The sequence below is a fragment of the Luteolibacter arcticus genome, from assembly GCF_025950235.1.
Classification (GTDB): domain Bacteria; phylum Verrucomicrobiota; class Verrucomicrobiia; order Verrucomicrobiales; family Akkermansiaceae; genus Haloferula; species Haloferula arctica.
Map to the genome: position 1 here is coordinate 262532 of NZ_JAPDDT010000008.1, position 21454 is coordinate 283985.

The window sequence follows — 21454 nt, forward strand, 5'->3', positions numbered from 1 at the left end:
GGCTCTTTATTTGGAATCGAGAATCACCTCGCCACGCCAGCCGGAGAGGTCGGAGCCGGCGGCGGTGATGGCGTCCAGGAAGAGCCGCGAGGCCGGGTCTTCCGGGAACCGGTCGTGGAGAGTGAGCGATTTTCCGAAGCGATCTGCAGCGAGAGACAAGTTGCCGCTTTCGAAGGCATTGAGTCCTTCCTGATAGAGCCGGAGGTATTCGGCGCTTCGTGTCCTGACCGGTCCGGCGGGGTCGTCCCTGCGACCGAAGATTTCGAAAACCTGGATGCCGATCACCTTGCCCTTCATCACGAAATGGCCCATCGGGCGGGTGAGGTATTGCCCGGCTTCGGTGCATTTCGTGAGCACCGCCCCGGTCACGAGGATCGAGGTGCCCAGCATCTTGTTCATGCCTTCGAGGCGTGCGGCGATGTTCACGTTGTCGCCGACCACCGTGTAGTCGAAGCGCCGGCTGCTGCCGAGATTGCCGGCGAGAACGATGCCGTGATTGATGCCGACGCGGGTTTCCAGCACTTGCTCGATGTTGCCGTTCTCGGTTTCCAAGGTCACCGGGGTCACGCTGGCGAGCTGCATCTGGATCGCGGCGTCGATGGCGCGGCCGGCCTTGCGGTCGGTTTTCAGGGGCGCGCCCCAGGTCGCGAGGACGGCGTCGCCGATGTATTTGATGATGGTCCCGTTGTTGTTGAGGATGCCCTCGGTGGCGGACTCGAAGTAGGCGATGAGTGCCTTTGCCAAGGCTTGGGGAGGCAGGCCTTCGGACATCGAGGTGAAGCCGGCGAGATCGCTGAAGAGGATCGTCGCTTCGATCTCCTTGCCGCCGGGTTCCAAATGCACTTCGTCTTCATCGATCTGCCGGGCCTGCTCGTCGGACATGTAGGACTTGAAGGCCCTCCGAAGTTTCCAGCGGGCGGAGTACTCGATGAGGTAGTGGGCACCGAGCGACAGCGCGGCGACCAGCGGCATCTGGCCGAAGGCGGGGATGGTCCACAGGAAATGGAAGCCGATCTTCTGCTGAAGAAGGATCCCCGCCAGCGCGATGCCAGCGCCTAACAGGATGCAGAGCGGGAAGCCGCGTCCGGGCGACAGCAAGCACGCCAGACCGGCGAGCAGGAAGGGAGCCAGCACGACCACGAGCCTCTCGCGGTCGCGAGGCATGGTGACGATGCTGCGATTCTCTAACAGATTTGCAATGGCCGTGGCCTGGATCTCCATGCCTGCGGTGAGGCGGCGGACCTTCTTGCCCTTGCCTTCCTCGACGGGCAGCGGCGTGTAGGGCGTAGGGAAGACATCCTTGCCCGCATCGGAGAGTCCGGAATTCTGCCGCGCGCCGACGATGACGATCTTGTCGTGGAAGGGATTTCCGGGAATGCCGAGGCCTTCCAGGGTGCCGGCATACGAGTAGCCGGGAAAGGTTCCGGCCCGGCCGTAGAAGGCGATCAATTCGGTGCCGGCGGCGGTTCGCGGGGCTTGTCCGGTGGCGCGCTGGCGGACCATTTCGGCGAGGCCCGGCTTGTCGCCGAAGTCGGTGGGGATCTGATGTTGGATCTGCCGGACCACGCCATCCGCATCCACGGGAAGCTCGGTCAATCCCCAGCCTGCAGCCGTGCGGCGAAGCTCAGGCGTGGCGAGCAGGAGGCTCTGTTGTTCGGTGCTTTCGGTGTCGTTGCGGACGAGCTCGCCCGCGAGGATGACGTTGCCATGCTTGCGGATGGCCGCCGCGAAAGCCGCGTCCTGCTCCGGATTCTCCTCATGGAAGAGGATGTCGAAGACGATCATCCGCGCGCCCATTTCGGTGAGTCGCTCGACAAGGCGTGCATGAAGCCGACGGTCCCACGGTTGCGAAAGCGACTGCCCGAGTTGCGCGTGAGAGGATTCGTCGAGATAGACGAGCACGATGTCGTCCGGGGGCGTGTGCTCGCCGAAGCGGAAGGGCAGGTCGTAGCTCGCCAGTCGCAGGCCTTGGCCCAAGTTGAGCTGCCATAGCATCCATCCCCAGACGAGGCCGGCCAGTCCCACCACGAAGGTGGCGGCGATCCGCTTGCGGCTTTTTGTCCAGCGGCGCTTCGTCACGGTCCGGTGGAAAGGCTGCGGTCGTGGGTGATCTCGACCCAGGCGAAGCGTTTGTTAGATGAACTGCGGGGCTGGCTATCGGTGACGCGCTTGTAGCCGTTGCTGCCGTCCGCCTGGGTGAAGGTCGCAAGGGTTGAGATGTTGGTCGGGGGGAGGGTGTTGGAGGCCTTCACGGTGTAGCGGACGGCATCGGCAGTGGAGCTGACGAAGACCTCGAACTCGGCGTTCACATTTTGCGAGGGATTCGCGGCGATGCGAATCGGCGTGGGATCGCTGCCCGAGTTTGGATTGCCGTTGATCGCATATTCGATGAGTGCCCCGCGACCGTCGTGGTCGCGGTCGTCGTCGTCACTGGCAATGCCTTGGGTTTGCTTCCACAGGTCGTAGCCGGTGACCGGATCGTAGATCACGGGCAGGGTATTGGTGCCGCCGGGCGCGACCTCGGCTTTCAGAAAGGTCCGCGGTGGCGGGGTCACGAAGCCGGAGACCGCGCTGAAGGAGATCGTGAAGCTGGCCCAGTTAGCATTGAAGGCGACCTGCTGGGTTGGCTTGAGATTCGAATAGCCGGTTCCGGAATTCGGCGTGACGGACCAGCGTGCGGTCGAGAGGACAGAGGGGGTGCCGATATTGACCGCGAGCGTGGTGAAGCCGCCGAGTCCGCCGTAGGTCACGAGCGAGGAGTTGTTGTCGAGCACCTCGTCATTGCCCGAGGCCGCGTCCTGACCGTCCTTGATCATGCGGCCGACGTCGTCATCGATCACGTGATAGACCGCGCGGCCCTGGCCGGCAAACAGGATGGCCGCCGGGTAGAATGCCGCCGCTCCCTGTGGCTGGACGAAGAGCGCGCTGCCGCTGGCCCCGCCATCGCCGAAGACCTCGCCCGTTTCGTAGAGCTTCGGCAGCGCGTGGGAGTCGAGCGGACTCAGCGCGGTGGTGAAGCTCTTCTCAAAGATCATGCCGCGCTGTTCGTAGGCCTGGCTGCGTTGCGGGTAGGCGACAGCGCGCTTGCTTTCGGGGCCGGTGAGCCAATTGCGTGCGCTGCTGCTTTGCAGGAAATTCGAGGATCCCTGGAGCCAGTCGGACTCGGTGCCGAAGTAGAGCACGGCGAAGTCCACCTCCTGGTCGTCATCGGGCAAATTCGCGACGGTGCCCTCGACCGAGTCGGGCGCGACGAGTTTCGCATAGCTGGTGCGGTAGAGGATGCCGCGCGGTGTGACCGGCGGGGCCTGCCGGGTGCCCTGCTGCTGGCGGGAGAACCACTGGGTGTCGGCCCATTGCAGGCCGGTGGAATCGAAGAACAGGTGGCCTGCTGTCAGGACCACGCGCTCTGCCACCACCGTGCCGGTGCCGCGACCGAGCGGGGTGCGGATCATGCCGACGTATTGCCAGGGATTGGCCGAGAGGTCGGGGGTTGCGACGCTGAAGGTTTTCGAAGCGTCGAAATTGTTGATACGCAGGTAATCACTCCAGTTCAGCCCGAGGCCGAGGTTCTCGCGGATGCCGATCAGTCGCGACTGCGGGGTGGCGTAGCCCGAGACTGGCTTGAACTCGATGCGGTAGTCGCCGACCGGGAGCACGAAGTCGATCAGCTCATCGGTGCCATCGTTGTCGTCGGTCACGTTGCGCCACGCGGACTCGCCTGTGAGACGCCAGGTGAAGCCTTGGGCGGTTTCCGGGAAGCGGACGACGCCGGTGGTCAAGGGCCGCACGGGCAACACGAGGCTCAGGTCTGCTACGGCATTCGTAGTATCCACCGTGACGATGGTGGTGACTGCATCCGCGGCACCGGGCCACGGGATGATTTCCACCTGGTAGTCTTCGTCGAGCACCACGTCATTCACGCTTTCGCCATCGCCGTGCCAGAGGAATTCGGAAGATAGCCGCCACTTTGCGCCGGGGACCGGAAGGTTCACGGTGAGGGTATTTCCGGTGGTGACTGGCACACTGTCAGGCGGCGTCTGCGGCAAGCCGATGTATACGACCACCGTGTCGGAATGGAGGAGGTTGGCTCCGTCCTTCACCGTGAGTGTCACGGGGGTGGAGCCGACCGGGAAGCGGGCGATCGCGCTCTCGCCCGTGGCGCTGCCGCCGGGCCAGGTCCATTCGTAGGAGACGATGGCATTCTCCCGGTCGGTCGAGGCGGAGGCGTCCAGCACCACTTCCTCCGAGCCGGGAGGCTCGACAATCGCGTAGCCCGGTGCCGGGCCGCGGACGATGGTGTCGGTGATGAACAGGTCCGGGCCCGCATCTGCCAAGGGCTCGTAATTGGCATTGGGATTGAGCGCGGCGTAGTTGCGGTAGATGTAAGCCTTGCCGGACTGGATGTTGCCGGTCTTGCGCGCCTTCGGCAGGCCGACGATCAAGTCCTTGCCATCATGGGCCACCGAGTAGCCGTAGTCGGGACTGCTGCCGGCGGTGGGATCCAAGGTCGCATTCGTCGTAAGATAACCGATCTCCTGCCAGGAGCCGCCGTTGAGGAGAAAGGTGGAGACGCTGCCGGGAATGATGCCGGGGGCACCGACGTTGTCCAATACCGAGCCGACCACCAGCACGCCATCGTGCAGGGCGATGCTCTTGCCGAAGCGATAATAGCCGGGATAGATGCTGCCATTCGCGGTCCATGTGCCGGCGTTCCTGGCATAGCGGAAGACCTTGTCGTCCTGGGGCGAGCCGATCAGCAGTTCGTTGCCCGCGATGGCGAGAGCCCCGCCGAAGTAGTCGCCCTCGCTGATGGCGCTGCGACCTTGGGGTGCCCGGGGGACCTCGGACTGCACCGTCCCGGACGAGAGCCAGATCACAGACCCCGTGCGCTCGTAGAAGAATACCTTGCTGGGTGAAGCGAAGCCCGGGCACGACACCGCGATGGAAGTCGCGTCGATGGCCACGGTGGCACCGAAGTTCTCATAGGACGACGGCGTGTGTCCGGTCGGAACGGGCAACCGCATCCTCTGGATCCAGACGCCGCCGAGCAACTCGAAGATGTACGCGGCACCGGCACCCGAGACGCCCGAGGTGGTCGATTCCGGCGCGCCGATCACCAGGAAATTCCCGCTGCGTGCGATCGATGCGCCGAACGATAACCCGTCTGCATCGGGAGGGTCGAGCGTTTGTGCCGCGACCCACTGACCGAAGGATTTCTGATAGACGACGACGCGTCCGGTGCCCTGGCTTCCATCGGTGCGAGCCCGTGCGCCCACGAAGGCGAAGTCGTCATCCAGCAGCACGGCGTCGCCCTGGATGCTGTAAGGCGACAGCGATAGCTGCTGCCAGACGCTGTTGATATTCCCGGCGACGTAGGTCGCGCCGAGCCGCAGGGAGCCGAGCAATTTGTCCGGAGCACCGATGAAGGCGGTGTCATCGTTGATCGCCACCGACCAGCCGTAGTTGTCGAGCGCCTTGCCATCCGCCGGTTCGAGGATGTCGGGCACCGGATTCGGCTTGAGAAGGTCGAAGGAGAACTGGCTTGAACTGGACAAGCCGTTGGAGTCGATCACCTCCAGGGTGACCGGTTTTCCATCGGCGTCCGGTCCTAGCGTGATGGTGCCGGATTGGCCGCTGAAGGAACCACCGGGCCAGTGCCAGTTCCATGAGACAATGGGATTGTCCTGAGAGACCACTGCGGGGTCGAGATGAAGATGGATGAGGCCATCGCCATCCGAATCCGCGACCACGGCATTCGCGCCGGGGTTCACGACCGGCGGACGACTGACGTCCACGCTGAGGGTATCGCGGGAGATCGCTCCCTTCTCGTCGATGACCGTCAGTTCGATGCTGGTCACTTCCGGAGGGATCGAGGCGAAAGCTTGCAGACCTGGAACGCTGCCGCCGTTCCAAGACCAGATGGCCTGAGGTTGGGCGTGGGCATCGATGTCGATCGAGGCACCGCCATTGAGAAAGACCCGGACCGGTTGGCCGTCGAAGCTGGTGGTCGTGATGTCGGGCCCCGCATTGGCGACGGGCTCGGCATTCGCCGTGTCGAAGGGGGTGGATTTATCGATGATACGCACCACGCCGCCGAGCGGATCCGAGATCACGATCTTGCCGCCGGAGAACTCGGTCGCGAGCAGCTTGTCGCTGGGAGTCAAGTCGGCCACCGGAAGGACACGCTGGGTCCAGAGGGGAGTGAGCGGGTCGTCTTCAAATAGGACGAAATTCCCGGACTGGTCATGGGCGACGAAGGCCTTGCCATCATCATCCATGTCGAGGCCGGTGTAGCCATTGGACGGCATCCCATTGGCCGGCAACTGAGTCTGGGTCCATGAGGTCCCATTGAACTCGATGACGAAAAGGGTGTGGGGGAAGTTCCGCTGCGCGACGACGACGCCATTGCCGACGGAGACGACTTCGCCGAAGTAGGACTGGCCGTAGCCACCCGGCTCGATGGGCGGCGCGAGGGCGATCTGGTGGACCCAGTTTCCGGCGATCTTTTTGAATAGATGCAGATTCGCGGAAGGCGCGGGAGGTCCCCGGTGCACCACCACCATCAAGTCGTCATCGATGTCGATGGCTGCTCCCCATGCCGTGCCGGGCGTGATGGGATTGGGGCCTGGCGAGGGAGGGAGAAGCTCGGAGTGGGTCCAGGTGTTGCCGGTCCAGTCGTAGGCGAAGACGCGGCCTCCGCCGGAAGCGTGAAAGGTATTGAACAGATCGGCGAAGACCACCGTTTCGGGATCGAAGGCGTAGTCGAAGCGCGACACGATGGGGGGCGTCGCGGAGAGACCGAGCGGCGTGGCGACCCATGAGCCGGAGACGAAGCGGTGGACGGTGAAATTCGTCCCATTGTAGAAGCGGCCGCTGACCAACGTGTTTTCTTCGACAGCGCGGATGTCATGCACGTTTGCGATGAAGGGCGACGGAGTCCACACGCCTGCCTGGAGGCGGTAGATCTCGGGCACACCTTCGCCGATGGGATCGATGACGAAGGTGTTCCCTTTCAAGGTGCCTACGACCCGCGACCCGATGGTGGAAGGATCGACGCCAGAGTAGGAAGGCTTCACGAACTCGGTGAAGAGTCCGGCTTGCTTGGAATAGGCGGTGACCTGGAGGGTGTCGCTGGCGTTGTTCCCAAATTGGTCGGTGACGACAAGCGTGACGGTGACAGGCGAATTCGTGACAGGGAAGACGCCTTCCGTGATGCGGCCGCTCGCGTTGCCGCCTGCGCTCGCGTTGCCGCCTGTCCAGGTCCAGTCGTAGGTCACGGCGGCGGGGTCTCCGAGAGACGCGTGGCTACCGCTGCCGTCGAGCTTGAGCGTGACCGAGCCATCGTCATCGTAGTCGGCGACGGTCGCGTCGATGCCCGCGTTGGTGATGACCTGCGCGCTGGCCACCGGCGTAGCGAGAGCGAGGAGCATCCAGAGCAGGCCTTCTCGGAGAAGCGGGAAGATTTTCATGATCTTGGGCGGGGAATTCTACAGGTCGAAGCGCATCTCGACGAAGAAGGTGCGGTCACGGGGAAAGTCGGGCAGCGTGAGCAGGGGATTGAAGCGGTAGTCCTCACCGGTGAGGTTGAGGACGCCGGCTTCGAGCGAGCCGCGATTGTCGAGGAAACGCTTTCCGAGGGAAAAGTCGAGCTGCGTCCACGAGTCGCCGGGCCGGGTGGGCGTGTAGCCGGAATTATCCTGCGAGAAGAAGCGCGCGTTCAAGCGGCTGAACCAGCCACTGGCATGGTTCCAGATCAGGTAGGCCTCGGCTTGATGAAGGTCTGAGGATTCGGCGGAGGAAAAGCCCGGCACCCCGGATGCGGTGAGTTCCGGGAACGAGCGGTCAAGATCGGCGCTGGTATAGCTGTAGCGTGCGCCGAGCGCCCATTCCTCACCGAGGAGCTGGTTCACGTAGGCGGTGCCTCCCCATTCCTGGTAGTCGAGATCCTCGGCGATTTGCACGGTGTCGTAGTAAGTGAACGTCGAGGAATCGACCGCCAGCACGCCGACACCGCGATCCGCTGCGGCGGTGCGAACGAAGGCCTCGCCGCCGAGGTAAGTGCGGGTGGGGAATTTGTAGAGCACGCTCGCACCGCCGATGTCGAACAGCAGCCCGGGAACGCCGCCCACAACCGATTCATTGATCAAGGTGCGGAAGGACTGGGTGAAGCCCGCGACCTGCGTTGGCTCGAGACGCACGCTTTCGTCGAAGGTGGAGCCGCCCTGCGAACGCGCGTAGCCGAGGCGCATCGTGAGCTCGTGGGAGGGTGTCCAGACGAGGCCAGCTTTCGGCAGGAGTGCGGAGCTTTCTTCGCGGGCGTTGGAGACCGGCGGCAGGCTGCTGTTGAAGGGATACTCCTGCCAATCGTAGGCGAGACCGCCGGTCGCCCAAAGTCCTTTTACGAGCTCGCGGGTGTAGTAGATGTAGGCGACCCAACGCTCGTAGTCCGGGTCCGCAGAAAGGACGAAGGGATCGTCCGGCAAGATGCCGCTTATGGATTGTTTCGAAAGCGTATTGGTCGTGGGGAAGCTGCCGCTTTCGAAGCGCGTGCCGAAGAGCAGCGTCTGGTGCTCAGTGCTCCAAATGTGCTGCACTTCGCCGAAATAGACTTCGGTTTCCCGCTCCTGCGTGATGTCACTGGTAAAGGAGAGCGGTGTCGAGAGGCCCGGGTTCGCACGATCGATCAACATCGCGAAGCTCGTGGCACCGGCGTTGCGGCTGCGGATTCGATCGGTCAATGCACCACCGAGCATCAGCGTGCGGCTCTCCGGCGACCACTCGTGCTGGTAGCTGACCATCGTCACCGGCGACTGCTCCTGCTCGACGCGGAAGTCCGGATCGTAGGTCGTGGGGTCGTAGAGTTGCCGCAGGTCGCCGCCCTCGAAATCCTGGAACTTCAGGTGAAGGTAGATGCTGTCCTGCGGGGTCAGCGCATGCCGTAGCTGGAGGTAGGCGGTGGAGCGCTCGACGTCCTGATTCGGCCGGTCGCCGTCAGCGTTGAAGATGTCGTAGTCGAGCGCGATGCTGGTGCGGTCGAAGCGCATCATCGCGGTGCCGGTGGAGAGGAACTCGCCATCGCCGCGGTAGTTGGTGCGGTTGGTGAAGCCGAAGGGCCGGGTATCGAAGAGTTCGGTGTATTCCTGCTGCGAAATGTTCTGCGGTAGCAGGGCGGTGCCGGCCGGGGAGATGATATTCGCCATCAGCAGTTCATTGAACCATGGCGTTTCCTGCCGCAGCGAGACCCGCCGCGGATCGCGGAGGGCGGCGGCGCTGTTAGAGAGAAAGAGGTGAGCCGAGGGATTGAGGTAGTCGCTGACCACCGAGCGCCGCGCTTCTTCCAGGCTCACCTCGGTCATGCCGACATTGTGATAGAAGGCGGCGAGGTTCGACTCGCGGACGGAGCGGTCCTTGTCGAGGAGGAAGCCGGAGCGGTAGATCGAGCGATTGTCGTTGAGCTCGATGGATTCCTCAAGGTCGGCGATGCCCTTGTTGTAGGCGTTGTCCCGCTGATCGAGCAGCGCGCGGTAGAAGGGTGGGGTCGGGTCGCCGGGATCGAGCTTCATTGCGAGCCCGAGTTCATGTCCGGCGCGCGCGTCCCTGCGGGTTTCGGCGAATGCCTTGCCGAGATAGCTGCGGAGAAACGAGCGGTTGGGCTCCACCGCCGCGGCGATGGTGATCGAGCGCACGCCCTGCTCGCGGTTTCGCATTTGGAAGTGCGCGAGTCCTTGGCCGAGCCAGGCATTGCCCAGCGCGGGATCGATGGCGATGGCTTGCGCGAAGAGCTGCCGTGCTTCCGGGATGCGATTGCGCGACATCTCCAGATAGGCCTTCAATGAGATCGCCTGCGCATTCCGTGGCGAGATCGCCAGTGCCTTCTCCACCGCGGCGATGGCTTCCTTGGTCCGGCCGAAACTGAATTCCAGCTCCGCCACCCGAGCCCAGCCGAGGCCGAAGTCCGGCGACATGGTGACTGCTTCCTTCGCCGCGGCCAAGGATCCCTCGAGTTCGCCGCGGGATTGCAGCGCATACGAAAGCGCCATCCGCCCCTCCAGGGTGGCGGGAGCATTCACGTGTGCCATTTCTGCCGCGGGTCTTTTCACGACATCGATCAAGAGGCGCAGCGACTCGGTCAGCGGTCCGTCACCGGCTTGCCGCAAGTCTTCCTCGACCTCATCGATCCGCCCGCTCGCCAATTTCACCGCCGCAGAGTAGCGGTGTTCTTCTGCCGTACGCGCCGCCGGCAGCAACTCCAGTGCGCGTAGTAGATCGCCCTCCGCATACGCTTTCCGCGACGCGGCGAAATTTCCGCCCAGCCCTGGGAACCCGGCGGGATTCGCGATGCCGGGGTAGTAGAGAAACCACTGGATGTCCTCCGAGGCATCCAGCACGGCGGTCTTGCGCGGGACCTTGCCGGGCTCGGCGATGCCTTGCTCACCGCTTGCCAGATCGATCGCGCCGATGGGGTTCGAGAGCGTGACGGCACCGTCGATCATCGTCACCACGGTCTTTCCACCGGTGGCCTCGAGGACGAATTCGGTGCCGCGGATGTTGAGGCTGGCGGTCGGCGTCTTGATATCTGACTCCGCATCGGAGCGGCTGAAGAAATAGACAACGCCCTTGCCGAAATCGATCTTGCTGCGGCCGTCCGCCTGGCCGGTCGACGGTGGCTGAAGGCGCAGGCTGGTCAGTTCGCTCATCCTGAGGACACCGCCGGTCGAGAGTTCGATGGCCGCGCGGCTGAGTTCGCCGGTACGGACCTGCTCCTGCCATTTCATCCCATCGCCGATGGCTGCCTTCACCCATTTCGCGGGAGCGGCAGAGCGATCGACCTCGTTCTCTGTGGCGACGATTTTACCCCCCTCCTTTGAGGGTTCGGCCGCGGCCGTGGCGACGGAGATTGCCACCAACCACAAGGCCCGAGGGAGGGGGAAGGCCATCCCCCGCATGGTCCTCCCGTCGGCGGGGGCAACAAGGCAAATACTCGCTTCGTGATGAAATCGTCACATGGGGATCGTAGCTTGGGATGAGGATTGCGGCTCGTTGGGTAAGGCTGTGACGCTTTTGTGACAAATTGCTTCCGGCCTGAATTGTGCTGGAGACGACGCTGGGGAAGCGCGCAGCGTGCGCAATCATCGTGAAGCCGACATGACCTCCCCGGTCCGCCCACATCCCCTGGCTCGCATTTTCCGCGAGACTGCCGTTCCGTTCGCGGGACTGGTATTGGTCGCCGTGCTCGACCGCTACCGGGGCGGCGGATTCATCAGCGAGGAAGACTGGCAAAAAGTGGCGGCGGTGTCCTGCATCCTGCTGGGCTTCGCGCTGATCTACCGGCTGTTCTGCACGGTGGTGCTGGACATGGCGGTGGCGAGGACCAAGGGCCGGCCGGTGCCGAGGATCCTCAAGCACCTCATCGGGATGGTGTTCGTGTTCGCGGCAATCCTGCTGTCGGTGAATGTCGTTTTCAGCGGTGCCTTCACCAGCTTGCTCACGCTTTCCAGCGTCATTGCGGTGGTCGTGGGTCTCGCGTTGCGGCCCATCATCCTCGATATCTTTTCCGGTCTCAGCGCGAATCTCGACTCGGCATTCCGGATCGGTGACTGGATCGAGATTGCGCGGCGCAGCGGTGCGACCCCGCAAGCTGGCTGGGTGGAGGAAATCAATTGGCGGACCACACACTTGCGGACGCGCTCGGGCAATCTGGTGGTGTGTCCCAATAGTACGCTGAGCACCGCGATCATCACGAACTACTCGCGGCCATCGCGGCTCAGCCGCTTCGACCTGAAGGTGAAGCTGCCGCCCGAGCTCGATCCCGACCGGGCGCGCGAGGTTCTACTGGCCGCCGTGGAGGGGACCGTCGGCATTGAGGGCGGACCGGATGCTGGAAAAGCTCCTGATGTGCTCATCACGGGGATGGAGGCGTCCGGCGTGGTGTACTGGATCCGCTTCTGGCTCGACCCCGCTGCGCATTCATCGGACCTCGCGATCGACACGGTGGCGCGCAGCGTCCTGCGGCACCTGCAGCTATCCGGCATCCCGCTTTCGGAGAAGGTGATCCTGCATCGCGAGCAGCGGGAGCTTCTGGACAGCGTCACGCCCGCCGCCCGCGCGAAGCTGCTGGGCAGGCTGGCGCTTTTCCATGGGGTGAATCACGGCTCGCTCGACCGCCTGGCGGAAAGCGCTGCCCTGGTCCGCTTCGACAAAGGCGAGGTGCTGATCCGTCAAGGCAACGAGGATCACGACATGTTCCTGCTGGTCGAGGGCGCGGTGGAGGTGCTGGTCACCGTCGATGGCCGCGAGGTGCTTGTCGCCTCGATGCACGCGGGCGACTACTTCGGAGAAATGTCGCTGCTCACCGGCGAGCCCCGGACCGCGACGATCCGTGCGGCGACCGGCGGCGCGGCCTACCGGATCGACCGCCAGGCGGTCACGCCGCTGCTGGAGGCGAATCCCGACATCATGACACAGCTCAGCCACAATCTCGCCGGCCGCAATCTCCGCCGGCACGCGAAGGAAAACGCGGCCCATGACGAGAACCACGAGGAGAAGCGCGCTGGCCTCGCGGCGGTGCTGCTCGGGAAAATGATGGGTATCTTCCGCAGCGCCGCTCCGCCGAACTGAGGGGATCGGGCGATTTCGTCACCATTGTTGGGTTGATGCAAGGATGGGCAGGGCCTAGCGGCTCTGGGATGCCGAGCTTGTTGGAACTTGTTGGAGATGTCCCTGAAATCCATTTCGCCGAGGGCGATGTCGTCATCAAGGAGGGCGCGCCCTCGGGTGACCTTTTTCTCCTGAAGAACGGCGAGGTGGAAGTCACGCGCGATCAGCTCTCGATCGGGCGGATCTCCAAGGAAGGCTCGGCCATCGGTGAAATGTCCGCACTGCTCGGGGTGCCTGCCACCGCCACGGTCGTCGCGCTGACGCCCTGCACCTTCGCCGTGGTGAGAGATGCGGCATCAGTGATTGCCGGCAGCCATGAAATCACGCTGGAAATCGCCCGCAATCTCGCGCGCCGCCTGGCGTGGATGACTCACACGTACGTCGAGCAGATCTACGACGACGTTTAGAGCCAACGGCTCGAGCTTTTTGGGCGAGTTGGAAGTTTTGAGTGAACCGCGAAATTACGCGAAAAAGCGCGAAATCTAAAAGCAGGAGAAAATTCCCTATCTAACAGATTTCGCGTATTTTCGCGCTATTCCGCGGTTCAAATTCTTCGCCCGGGCCGGCTTGGATATCTGCGCTTCCAAGCAAGAGCCTCGGTCCGTTGCTTTCGGGGTCATGGTGGGACCAATTCGGCTTCGAAGCGGAAGAAGGCTTTCGGCGGGGTGGAGAGCTGGGAGATGCCAAAGTAGGCTTCGCCGGGGCTGAAGGTGAAACCGGGACCGGCCAGAGGTTGGTTGTTCGGGCCGTCGTAGGTGAAGATCGTTTCGTTGAAATTGATGAGGTTGGTCGATCGCTTCAGGATCCAGCGGGTGTAGGGAGCGGCTGCGGCATTGAAGCCGAGTTGGACCTGAAAGTTAGAGCCGTCGTTTCGCACGGCAGGGTTTTGGGACGAGGACCGGTCGAAGACCAGCGGGTCGGTGCCGAGGGCGTGCTCGATGCCGAACGTGTTGCCGTCGTTGTCGAAGTCTTCTTCCCAGAAAGCGGCGAGGTCCGGGTAGCCTTGGAATTCCGTCGCGCCGATGTCCGCGGTGGAAACGCGTGGCAGGCCGCGCTGGTCGGTGGCGGTGGAGGGGCCCGTGGTGGCATCGATGACTGGTGAGGCGGGCAGGGGAACGTGCGTGGGGAAGCCGGGGCTCCAAAATCGGAGCGGGGACAGTCCCGGATCGCCAGCGGTGAAATTTCCGCTGCCGGTCAGTGGATTGCCGATCAGGTTGTTAGGGAGGTTGCCGGCGGCGATGGTATGGTTCGCGATCAGGCTTCCCGCGTTGTAGATGGCGCCACCGCCGAACCCGCCAGCGGTGTTTGAAGAGATCGTGCAGTGGAACAAGGTCAAGGTGCTGCCACTGGTGTTCTCCGCCGCTCCGCCGCCTGAACTGACGCGATTTCCGGAGAGTGTGCAGTTCTCCAGACGGGCGGTGGCCTCGTTCAAGATTGCGCCGCCTGACTGGGCGGAATTGTCGGAGAGAGTGGAGCGGAAGAGGGCCAAGGATCCTTCGTTGAAAATTGCTCCGCCGTTACTGTCCTGATCCGCCGTGGAGTTCGAGCCGAGGTGGCAGGTGTCGATTTCGAGGATGCCGTGATTCGAGATGCAGCCGCCGAGACCGGTGATGTTGAGTGTACCTGCCCGACCTGTGACGTTTTGCGAGAGGATGGAGCTGTGAATTGCCAGAATGCCCGTGTTGGCGATGGCACCGCCGCTGCCACCCCGGCCTCCGAAAATGTAACCCGCCGGAGCTCCTGGAATCGGCGGAGGAAGCACCAAGCCATCGCCCCCCGCTCCGCAGCGGTTGTTCGCGATGGTGGCATTCATCACAGTGAGAGTGCCTTCATTCAGAATCCCGCCACCGTCTTGGCCAGGAGTTCCATAAGTGACCGGCAACTCCGTGGCATCCGTGCCATCTGAGGATCTGCCGTTATAGATAGACAGATGGTACATGGCGACGGTGGCACCGGCACCGATGTGGAAGCCGCGTGATTGACTGGCGGCATTGACCGGGATGGGGCCGAGCGACGCATCGATGACCAGCCCGGCGTTGGCAGGGATGGAGAGCTCGCCAAGGGTCAGGTTGATTGCTCCCATCGGCGAGAACGGCGGGATCACCACGCGATGCCCGGGAGTGGTGGCCTCGGCAAGTGCCTCGCGCAAGGACCGGCCGGCACCCGCAGAGGAGCCGTTGTTTTCATCGGTGCGGGTGGTGACAAGCAACAAGGGCCCGGCCTCGACCGCGCCGATGTCCGGCAAGGCACCGACGCTGCCGGAAAAGCCGCGCTGGTCGGTGGGGCGGACGGATCCGCCGCCGCCATCGATGGCCGGTGAGCCGACCAGCGGGTGGCGCGTCATCGTCGGTCCGCCGAAGCGGCCCAGCGGGGTGAGCAGCGGGTCGGCATCGGTGATGGTGCCGGATCCGCCGAAGGTGGTGCCGGGGCCTTCACTGTGGAAGGACTGGATGAGGTTGTTGCCTTCAACAACAAGCGCGCCGCTCAAATTGTGGATGCCGGGCGAGGCGGCGGCGGAGTTTCCGGAAATGATGGAGTTGGTCACGGTCAGCGAGGTTGACGCGAAGAAGATCGCGCCGCCTTTGTTCCCGGCGTGGTTGCCGGTGACGGTGCAACGGGTGAGGGCCAGCGGCGCGGAGCTGTAGATGGTGCCGCCGTTGCTACCGGCGGTGTTGCCGTGAAGGGTGCAATTCACGAGTTGCATCGGCTGGCCGTAGTTCGCGATCGCCGGTGCGTCGGCGGACGAGGTATTGTCCGTGAAGGTGCAGCCGGAAAGGAATGACCTGCCGTGGGCCCGGAGTGCGGAGCCGCCCAGGGGAGCACGGTTGCCGGAGAGGGCGCAGTCGGTGAGAAAAAGCAGCCCTTCGCTGTAGATCGACCAATGCCGCCCGTTGACGAGCTTCAGGCGGTTGATCGCCACGGCCGAGGAGGTGCCGACGTAGAAATGGTGAGAGAGGCCGCCGGTGTCGAGAGTGACGCCTTGTGCGAGGTTCGATGCGTCGATGAAAATGCCGCTGCTGCCGGTGAACTCAATGTTTCCCGAGGTCAGGGCGATTGTCTGCCCGGAAAGCCCCGGTGCGAAGGTGATGCGGCCACCGCTGGCGATGGCATCAGCAATCGTTTGGCGCAGGGTGTCGGCTCCGGTATCGCCGGCATTGAGGACCATGCGGGTCCGGAGCGAGTCCCAGGTGGTGGCCACGCCGAGATCGTCCCACGATGCAGTGCCGGAGCCGCCGCTGGCGAGTCGCACGGCGGTGCTCCAATTGGTGCCGGTGTAGGGGACGGTGACCGCCGGCACGGATGAAGATTCCGGTGCGGTCAGGTTGGGATTGATGTAAAGCGCCAGCAGGTCATTGGCGAAGTCCACCTTGGCAACCAGCGTGTAGGTCTGGCCGGCCGTGGCGGGGATGGACGACATGTTCCGGCTGACCCCTACCACATCGATGCCGAAATTCGTCTCGCCAAAGGGCACGCCGAAAAAGATCTGCTCCGAGGGGAAGTCGAACGAACTCATGCCAGCGAAGCTCACGCCGGCCGTGGGGGTGAAGCTGACCCGGTAATAGACCGCCTTCGCGACGTGGCCTTCGTTCACCGCGCCATCCGCCTCGTCGCTGGGGGGAAAGCCTTCACCCGGGCCGTGGTACTCGCGGATGGCGGAAGCGAAGTTGCTGGTGACGAGCGCTCCCCCGCTGATGAGAGGAGTGCCGGCCAATGCATCCCAGTCGGAAACGCCGCCATCGTGACCGGCCGGAGCAACATTCCGGCGGTCCCAGAAGGCTCCGCCACTGGCGCCTTGAATGGGGCCATCGGGATAGTGGAAGGAGTCATGGCCGATCAGGTCGGCGCGAAGGGCAAGCGGAGCGAGGAGCACCGCCGCGAGAAGAAGCGAAGTTTTCATGGCCAGGGAGGGACGCGCGGAGCAGGGGGGATTTTTTGCTCCGATCCGCAATAGACCGCTGCCACATGTTGGGGACAAGTAGTAAGTCCGGGGTCACCAGGGTCACCTCGTTTTGAATCCACCCACCACTACGGATTGGTGGATTTTGGACTTCGGCGGCCGTCAGCGTATCGCGGCCCTTCAGGCCGCCATCCTGTCACTCGCTGGAACCCCGCCCGTTGGGCGGAGCTGAGGAATCTCGCCCCGTTGGGGCTGAAGGGCCGATACGTTGTGGCTGAGGAGCCGATGCGTTGGGGCTGGAGAGCAGATATAGTCCGCGGCCATCATTCACTGGACGGGTGCCATCAGCCGGGCGGCGCGGCAGGCGAGGCGGAAGGCAAAGGAGCGTTCGGTGAACTCTTCCACCTTCACCTCGCGTGATTGGGCGAAGTCCATCTCGAGCATGTGCGCTACTTCGTCTGAAAACGCCGGATCGGCGGAGAGCGCGGAGATCTCGAAGTTCAGCCGGAACGAGCGGTTGTCGAGGTTGGCGGTTCCCACGCAGGCGAGTTGGTCGCTCAGCATCACCTTCTGGTGGAGAAAGCCGCGGGTGTAGCGGAAGAGCTTGATGCCGCACGCGATGGACGGCTCGAAATAGGTGAAGGCGGAAAGCCAGACCAGCAGGTGATCCGCCTTCTCCGGGATCAGGATGCGCACGTCGATGCCGCGGATCGCGGCGGCCTGCAGGGCGGTCATCACGCCGCCGTCCGGGACGAAGTAGGGCGAGGCGATCCACAGTCGCTCGCGGGCGGTATTGGCCATCTCGGCGACGACTAGTTGCCACGACTCGACGGGATCGGCCGGACCGGTAGGGATCACCGCGGCGATCTGGTCGGCGGTTTCCGCGTGACCGGACCATTCGAGATCGGGAATCTCGTCGGCGGCCCAGTTCCAGTCCTCGATGAAGACGAGCTGGATCGCCTGTACCGACGGGCCTTTCAATTTGAGATGGGTATCGCGCCACGCGCCGAAGCGCTGGTCGCGGCCGAGGTATTCGTCGCCGACATTGATGCCGCCAACGAAGGCTTCCTTGCCATCGACGACGACGATCTTGCGGTGGTTGCGGAAATTGAGCTGCAAGCGCGAAATCCAGTGCCGGTTCCGGCCGAAGGAAGCGTGGGCGATTCCCGCCGCGGCGAGTTCCTTCAGGTAGGCGCGGGACAGCTTGTTCGAGCCGAGCTCGTCGTAGAGGAAGTAAACCCGGACGCCGGCTTTTGCCCGGTCGATCAGGGCGCGCTGGAAGCGCTTTCCCACACGGTCGTTCTTCACGATGAAGAAATTGACGAGCAGGTATTTCTCGGCGGACGCGATGGCCGAGAACAAGGCCTCGAAGGTTTCCTCGCCGTCGATGAGCAGGGTCAACTCATTGCCGCGGGTGAAGGGCAGGCCGCCGAGGAACTCCGCGGCCCTGCCGAAGGCATCGTCCGGCTTGATTTCGTAGTGACGCAGCCGCCGGTGCATGTCCTCGGCGAGCTTGCGCAGGTCGGCGTCCCCGCCGCGGCGCGCGCGCACGTAGCCGGTGAAGCGGGTCTTGCCGGTCAGGTAATACATCGGGACGGCAATCCATGGTGCCGCCATCAGCGAAACGATCCACGCGATCGTCCCTTGGGACGTGCGCACGTTCATCAGCGCATGGATGACGAGGAAAATACCCAGCCCGTGAAAAATCAGCAGCCCCGCGGCGAGGATGGCGGCGAAGGTTTCCTGGCTTGGCATCGCGGGACTCTAACCGACCGGAACCAATGCGGCAACAGGTCGCTTGCAATTCGCTTTGCCTGCCAGATCGAAGCTGATCCTAGGCGTTCGGTTCTGTGAAACTGCTGGACCCACGTGACGCCGGCGATTCAATTCGTGGCCTTCCATGCCCGCGTATGTGATTCCCGCAGCGGTTGTCGTCACGGTGGCGTGGCTGCTTTGGCGCTTTCTTCCCGTTGGCAAGTTTCATGGCCAGCCGGTGATGCTGCGGCACTGGTGGAAGTTTCGGCGGCCGATGCGGATCGAAGCGGCTACAAGGGCACTGAGAGCGGCGGAGAAGCTTCCCGCGACCCAGCGGTTGGCTGCCTTGATCCAGCTCGAAGAGAAGTATGGCGGCGACTGGCTTTCCGGCGATTCAGTCCGTGGGGCGATCATCGCTTCCGGTCAAGACGACGCCCTGCCATGGGTTTCCCGCATCCTCGGTGCCAAGAGGTATCGCGGTGTCGCCACCGATGTGATCAAAGCCTGCACCAGCGGCGATGCGCAGCCTCATTATCGGGTCCAGATGTTCAAGATGCTGCTGCCATTGCTTGATTCTCGCGCCGCTGACGGAATTCAATTGGGTATCGCGGCAGCGCTACTCGAACTCGATCGCGACTGGGCGATGCGCATCTTGACTTCGCCGGAGTACTTGACCGCGGAACATCCGCTGTTCCTCGACATTTTTTCGGCGATGAACGACGCCAAGGTGCCACTGCCCCCCATCGAATACGCACCCGTCGGGCAACCGCGAAGTTATCGTGATGTGGCGGTTCGCCTGCAGATGGCACGCGCCGCGGCTACGGTGGATCCGTCAGAGGGCGAGCGTCTGTTGAAACTCCTGATCGACTCCGGAGCGGAGGTCCGGGCTCGGGCCGGGATGGAATTGGCCGCTCTCCGGGGGCTTCCTCATCCCGATAGCATCGGTGGGCGTGCTTATCGCGGCGGTGTCGCGAATTTGAACGACCGTGAGCGCGCGGTGATGATCGCCTACCGGGCGTCCTACGCGATTTCGAATGGGAATCTCATGATCTTGGTGGAGCATGATGAACTGGAAGGTGTTTCCTTGGCAGAAATAGTGGAGGCATTTCGGGAGACGGGAGCACCGGCCCGCGCGGCGTGGGTGGAGGCGTTCATGGCAATTCTGGGCCCGGTCGCCATGGAACGGAATCCGGAGGTGAGAAAGAGCCGGATTAAAGCGCTTGGGGACGACTTCCGCAGGCAGTTGTCCGCGCTTCAGGAGGGCGGCCTTCCGGTGGAGGCGGGAGAGTATGAAGAGGACGATCTCTTCCTCTACATCTACATGCTCGAACACGAGGCGGACTTCGAGCGAGAGTAGCGGTCAGTGGGGTCCGCGTTATTCCGGCCAATCGAGCAGGATATTCCACTTGAAGGTCCGCTCTTCCGGAAGGGTGGGCGTGTTCTCGTTGTCGATCTTGTCGTAAACGTTCTTCGGCGGGGTGAGCACGGGGTCCTTGCCGTAGATGAAGTCCTGGTCCTCCACGATGGTCCGGTAGGCCTTGTTCAGGGCGAGGGCTCGCTCCCGGGATGGCGTGATCAGGTCGTAAACGTCCTTGGCCGCGAGCAGCTTCTCGTGGTCCACCGAGCCATCCGGCTTGAACCACTTCGCGGTCATCTCGTCGTTGTTGCGGAACTCGCTGCCACCGCCGGCGCGGCTGAGGTAGGTGACGATCTCGCCGAGCGACTCGCCCTTGTTCGGCGCGTCGGGCATGCCTTTCAGGTCCAGATAGCCCCAGCCCTTCGAGCCATCGAGCTTGCGCGGGAAGCTGAAGGTCTTGTCGATGGTCGAGCCGACCGAGTTGTGGCAGCCCATGCAGGAGAAGTTTTCCTCGTAGGTCATAGAGCGGAGCTGGCCCTGGCGGTCCTCGATGAATCCGTGCAGTGCCCAGCCATTCCCGTTGTCGAGGCCGTAGTGCCCGAGGTCGTAGTAGGCGGGCAGGTTGCCGCGCTCCTTTTCCATCGCTTCGAGCTCGTACTTCCTGGCGTACATCGGCTTCGAGTAGGCCTTCGCTTTTTTCGAGTAGCGGACCTCCTTCATGCGCGGGGAGGGGCCGATCCCGCCGTCCTTGCCGATGCCGACGTAGCGCACGGTGTGGAGGAACTCGGTGCCTTCCGGGTACAGGAAGCTCTCGATCGCGGTGTCCTCCGCTGCTCCGACCCAGCCGGTGACGGTCTTGATGCGGGTCGCGGTGCCGGGCTTGCCGTCGCCATCGAGGTCCTTTCCGATCACGATCTCGCTGACCGGCAGGGTGCCGATGCTTTGCTCGCCCTTGATGTTCGCCTCGAGGATGGCGAGATTCGCCTTGTAGATGTCCGCGGAGAAATTGCCCGCCTTGTCGGTGCGGAAGATTTCCGGCAGGCGGATCATCACGTCGTCGGTCGAGCCATTGGTGGGCCAGAAGGTGCTGGGGAAGGGCTTGTAGTTGAAGGCGACCCAATGGCTGCCGTCCTTGGCGAAGCCGTGTTCGTCGAACGCGTCCTTGCCGAGATGGAGATTCTTGAGATCGGGGATCCAGCCCTTGAAATCCGCGGCGCGCAGGCGTGAGGGGAGTCCTGAGTAGTTGTCGACGGCGATGTAATTCAGGATGTCGTCGTCGCTGATCGCCTTGATCCGTTCCGTGCGATCTTCAAAAAGGTTCTTCCAGTGGTTCTCCAGGCCGACGTCGCTGAAGCTGTAGGCTTGCTGGAGATCGGCGTCGTTCATCACGTTCTCGCGGCCGTCGATGCCATCCTGGTGGCAGACATAGCAGGGGTTGTTCCGGATCTCGGTGCGCGTGTAGCACATCGGGGGGACCACGCCCTCGGCATTGTAGAGCAGACTGGCGGGAGCTACGTTCGGCTGGCGTGGCAGGACCTCTTGGCTGGTTTTCAGCGAGTCGAGGATCTGTTGGTAAATTGGCGAATCCTCCGCTTGCGCGGCGGCACCGGAGAGGAATGCGGCGAGGAGGTGACGGGACAGTTTCATGGGGCGGTCGGTGGGGCTGCGTCCGGTCACGTAAGAAATGACCCGAGGAAGAGAAATCGCGGCTATGGGGCGATTTTGATACATGGCGAATCTTCCGTAGGCGCGTTCGTGGAAGCGCGGGAGTCATAGGTGAAGGTCGC

General features: G+C 63.3%; 9 protein-coding genes. 3 read left to right on the top strand and 6 right to left on the bottom strand.

Annotated features, from left to right (window positions below):
* Positions 1–6: 6 nt before the first annotated feature.
* Genes OKA05_RS18415 through OKA05_RS18425 form a run of 3 tightly spaced genes read right to left on the bottom strand, consistent with a single transcriptional unit; the run spans position 7 to position 10937 of the window.
* Positions 7–2079, bottom strand: a complete 2073-nt coding sequence (locus tag OKA05_RS18415; protein WP_264488650.1) for a CHASE2 domain-containing protein — start codon at positions 2077–2079, stop codon at positions 7–9.
* Entirely contained in the window at positions 2076–7469 is a 5394-nt protein-coding gene (locus OKA05_RS18420; protein ID WP_264488651.1) for a hypothetical protein, read from the bottom strand. The genes OKA05_RS18415 and OKA05_RS18420 overlap by 4 nt, the downstream gene beginning before the upstream one ends.
* Before the next feature lie 18 nt (positions 7470–7487).
* Positions 7488–10937 carry a TonB-dependent receptor domain-containing protein gene (locus OKA05_RS18425; RefSeq protein ID WP_264488652.1) on the bottom strand — a complete coding sequence of 1150 codons (3450 nt, stop codon included), beginning with the start codon at positions 10935–10937 and terminating at the stop codon, positions 7488–7490.
* Between the two features lie 208 nt (positions 10938–11145).
* On the opposite strand from OKA05_RS18425, the gene OKA05_RS18430 reads away from it, so the two are divergent.
* A complete protein-coding gene (locus OKA05_RS18430; protein WP_264488653.1) occupies positions 11146–12618 on the top strand; it encodes a mechanosensitive ion channel family protein in 1473 nt (490 codons plus the stop codon).
* A 68-nt stretch (positions 12619–12686) separates the two neighbouring features.
* Positions 12687–13064 carry a Crp/Fnr family transcriptional regulator gene (locus OKA05_RS18435; protein WP_264488654.1) on the top strand — a complete coding sequence of 126 codons (378 nt, stop codon included), beginning with the start codon at positions 12687–12689 and terminating at the stop codon, positions 13062–13064.
* A 209-nt stretch (positions 13065–13273) separates the two neighbouring features.
* Here the strand turns inward: OKA05_RS18435 and OKA05_RS18440 are convergent, their stop codons facing one another.
* Both OKA05_RS18440 and cls read right to left on the bottom strand, forming a co-directional pair.
* Positions 13274–16555 (bottom strand): right-handed parallel beta-helix repeat-containing protein, encoded by a 3282-nt coding sequence (locus tag OKA05_RS18440; protein ID WP_264488655.1) that lies wholly within the window; start codon positions 16553–16555, stop codon positions 13274–13276.
* A gap of 327 nt (positions 16556–16882) precedes the next feature.
* A complete protein-coding gene (cls, locus tag OKA05_RS18445; protein WP_264488656.1) occupies positions 16883–18310 on the bottom strand; it encodes a cardiolipin synthase in 1428 nt (475 codons plus the stop codon).
* Between the two features lie 145 nt (positions 18311–18455).
* Here cls and OKA05_RS18450 point away from each other — a divergent pair, with 145 nt between their 5' ends.
* Entirely contained in the window at positions 18456–19667 is a 1212-nt protein-coding gene (locus OKA05_RS18450) for a hypothetical protein (RefSeq protein WP_264488657.1), read from the top strand.
* An 18-nt stretch (positions 19668–19685) separates the two neighbouring features.
* Here OKA05_RS18450 and OKA05_RS18455 read toward each other — a convergent pair whose 3' ends face one another.
* Entirely contained in the window at positions 19686–21314 is a 1629-nt protein-coding gene (locus OKA05_RS18455; RefSeq protein WP_264488658.1) for an Aq_1262 family (lipo)protein, read from the bottom strand.
* Positions 21315–21454: the final 140 nt, after the last annotated feature.

Excerpts from the sequence above, each read along its gene's own strand:
- OKA05_RS18420 (WP_264488651.1), bottom strand. The coding sequence starts at position 7,469 with ATGAAAATCTTCCCGCTTCTCCGAGAAGGCCTGCTCTGGATGCTCCTC.
- OKA05_RS18425 (WP_264488652.1), bottom strand. The coding sequence starts at position 10,937 with ATGGCCTTCCCCCTCCCTCGGGCCTTGTGGTTGGTGGCAATCTCCGTC.
- OKA05_RS18430 (WP_264488653.1), top strand. The coding sequence starts at position 11,146 with ATGACCTCCCCGGTCCGCCCACATCCCCTGGCTCGCATTTTCCGCGAG.
- OKA05_RS18435 (WP_264488654.1), top strand. The coding sequence starts at position 12,687 with ATGCCGAGCTTGTTGGAACTTGTTGGAGATGTCCCTGAAATCCATTTC.
- OKA05_RS18440 (WP_264488655.1), bottom strand. The coding sequence starts at position 16,555 with ATGAAAACTTCGCTTCTTCTCGCGGCGGTGCTCCTCGCTCCGCTTGCC.
- cls (WP_264488656.1), bottom strand. The coding sequence starts at position 18,310 with ATGCCAAGCCAGGAAACCTTCGCCGCCATCCTCGCCGCGGGGCTGCTG.
- OKA05_RS18450 (WP_264488657.1), top strand. The coding sequence starts at position 18,456 with ATGCCCGCGTATGTGATTCCCGCAGCGGTTGTCGTCACGGTGGCGTGG.
- OKA05_RS18455 (WP_264488658.1), bottom strand. The coding sequence starts at position 21,314 with ATGAAACTGTCCCGTCACCTCCTCGCCGCATTCCTCTCCGGTGCCGCC.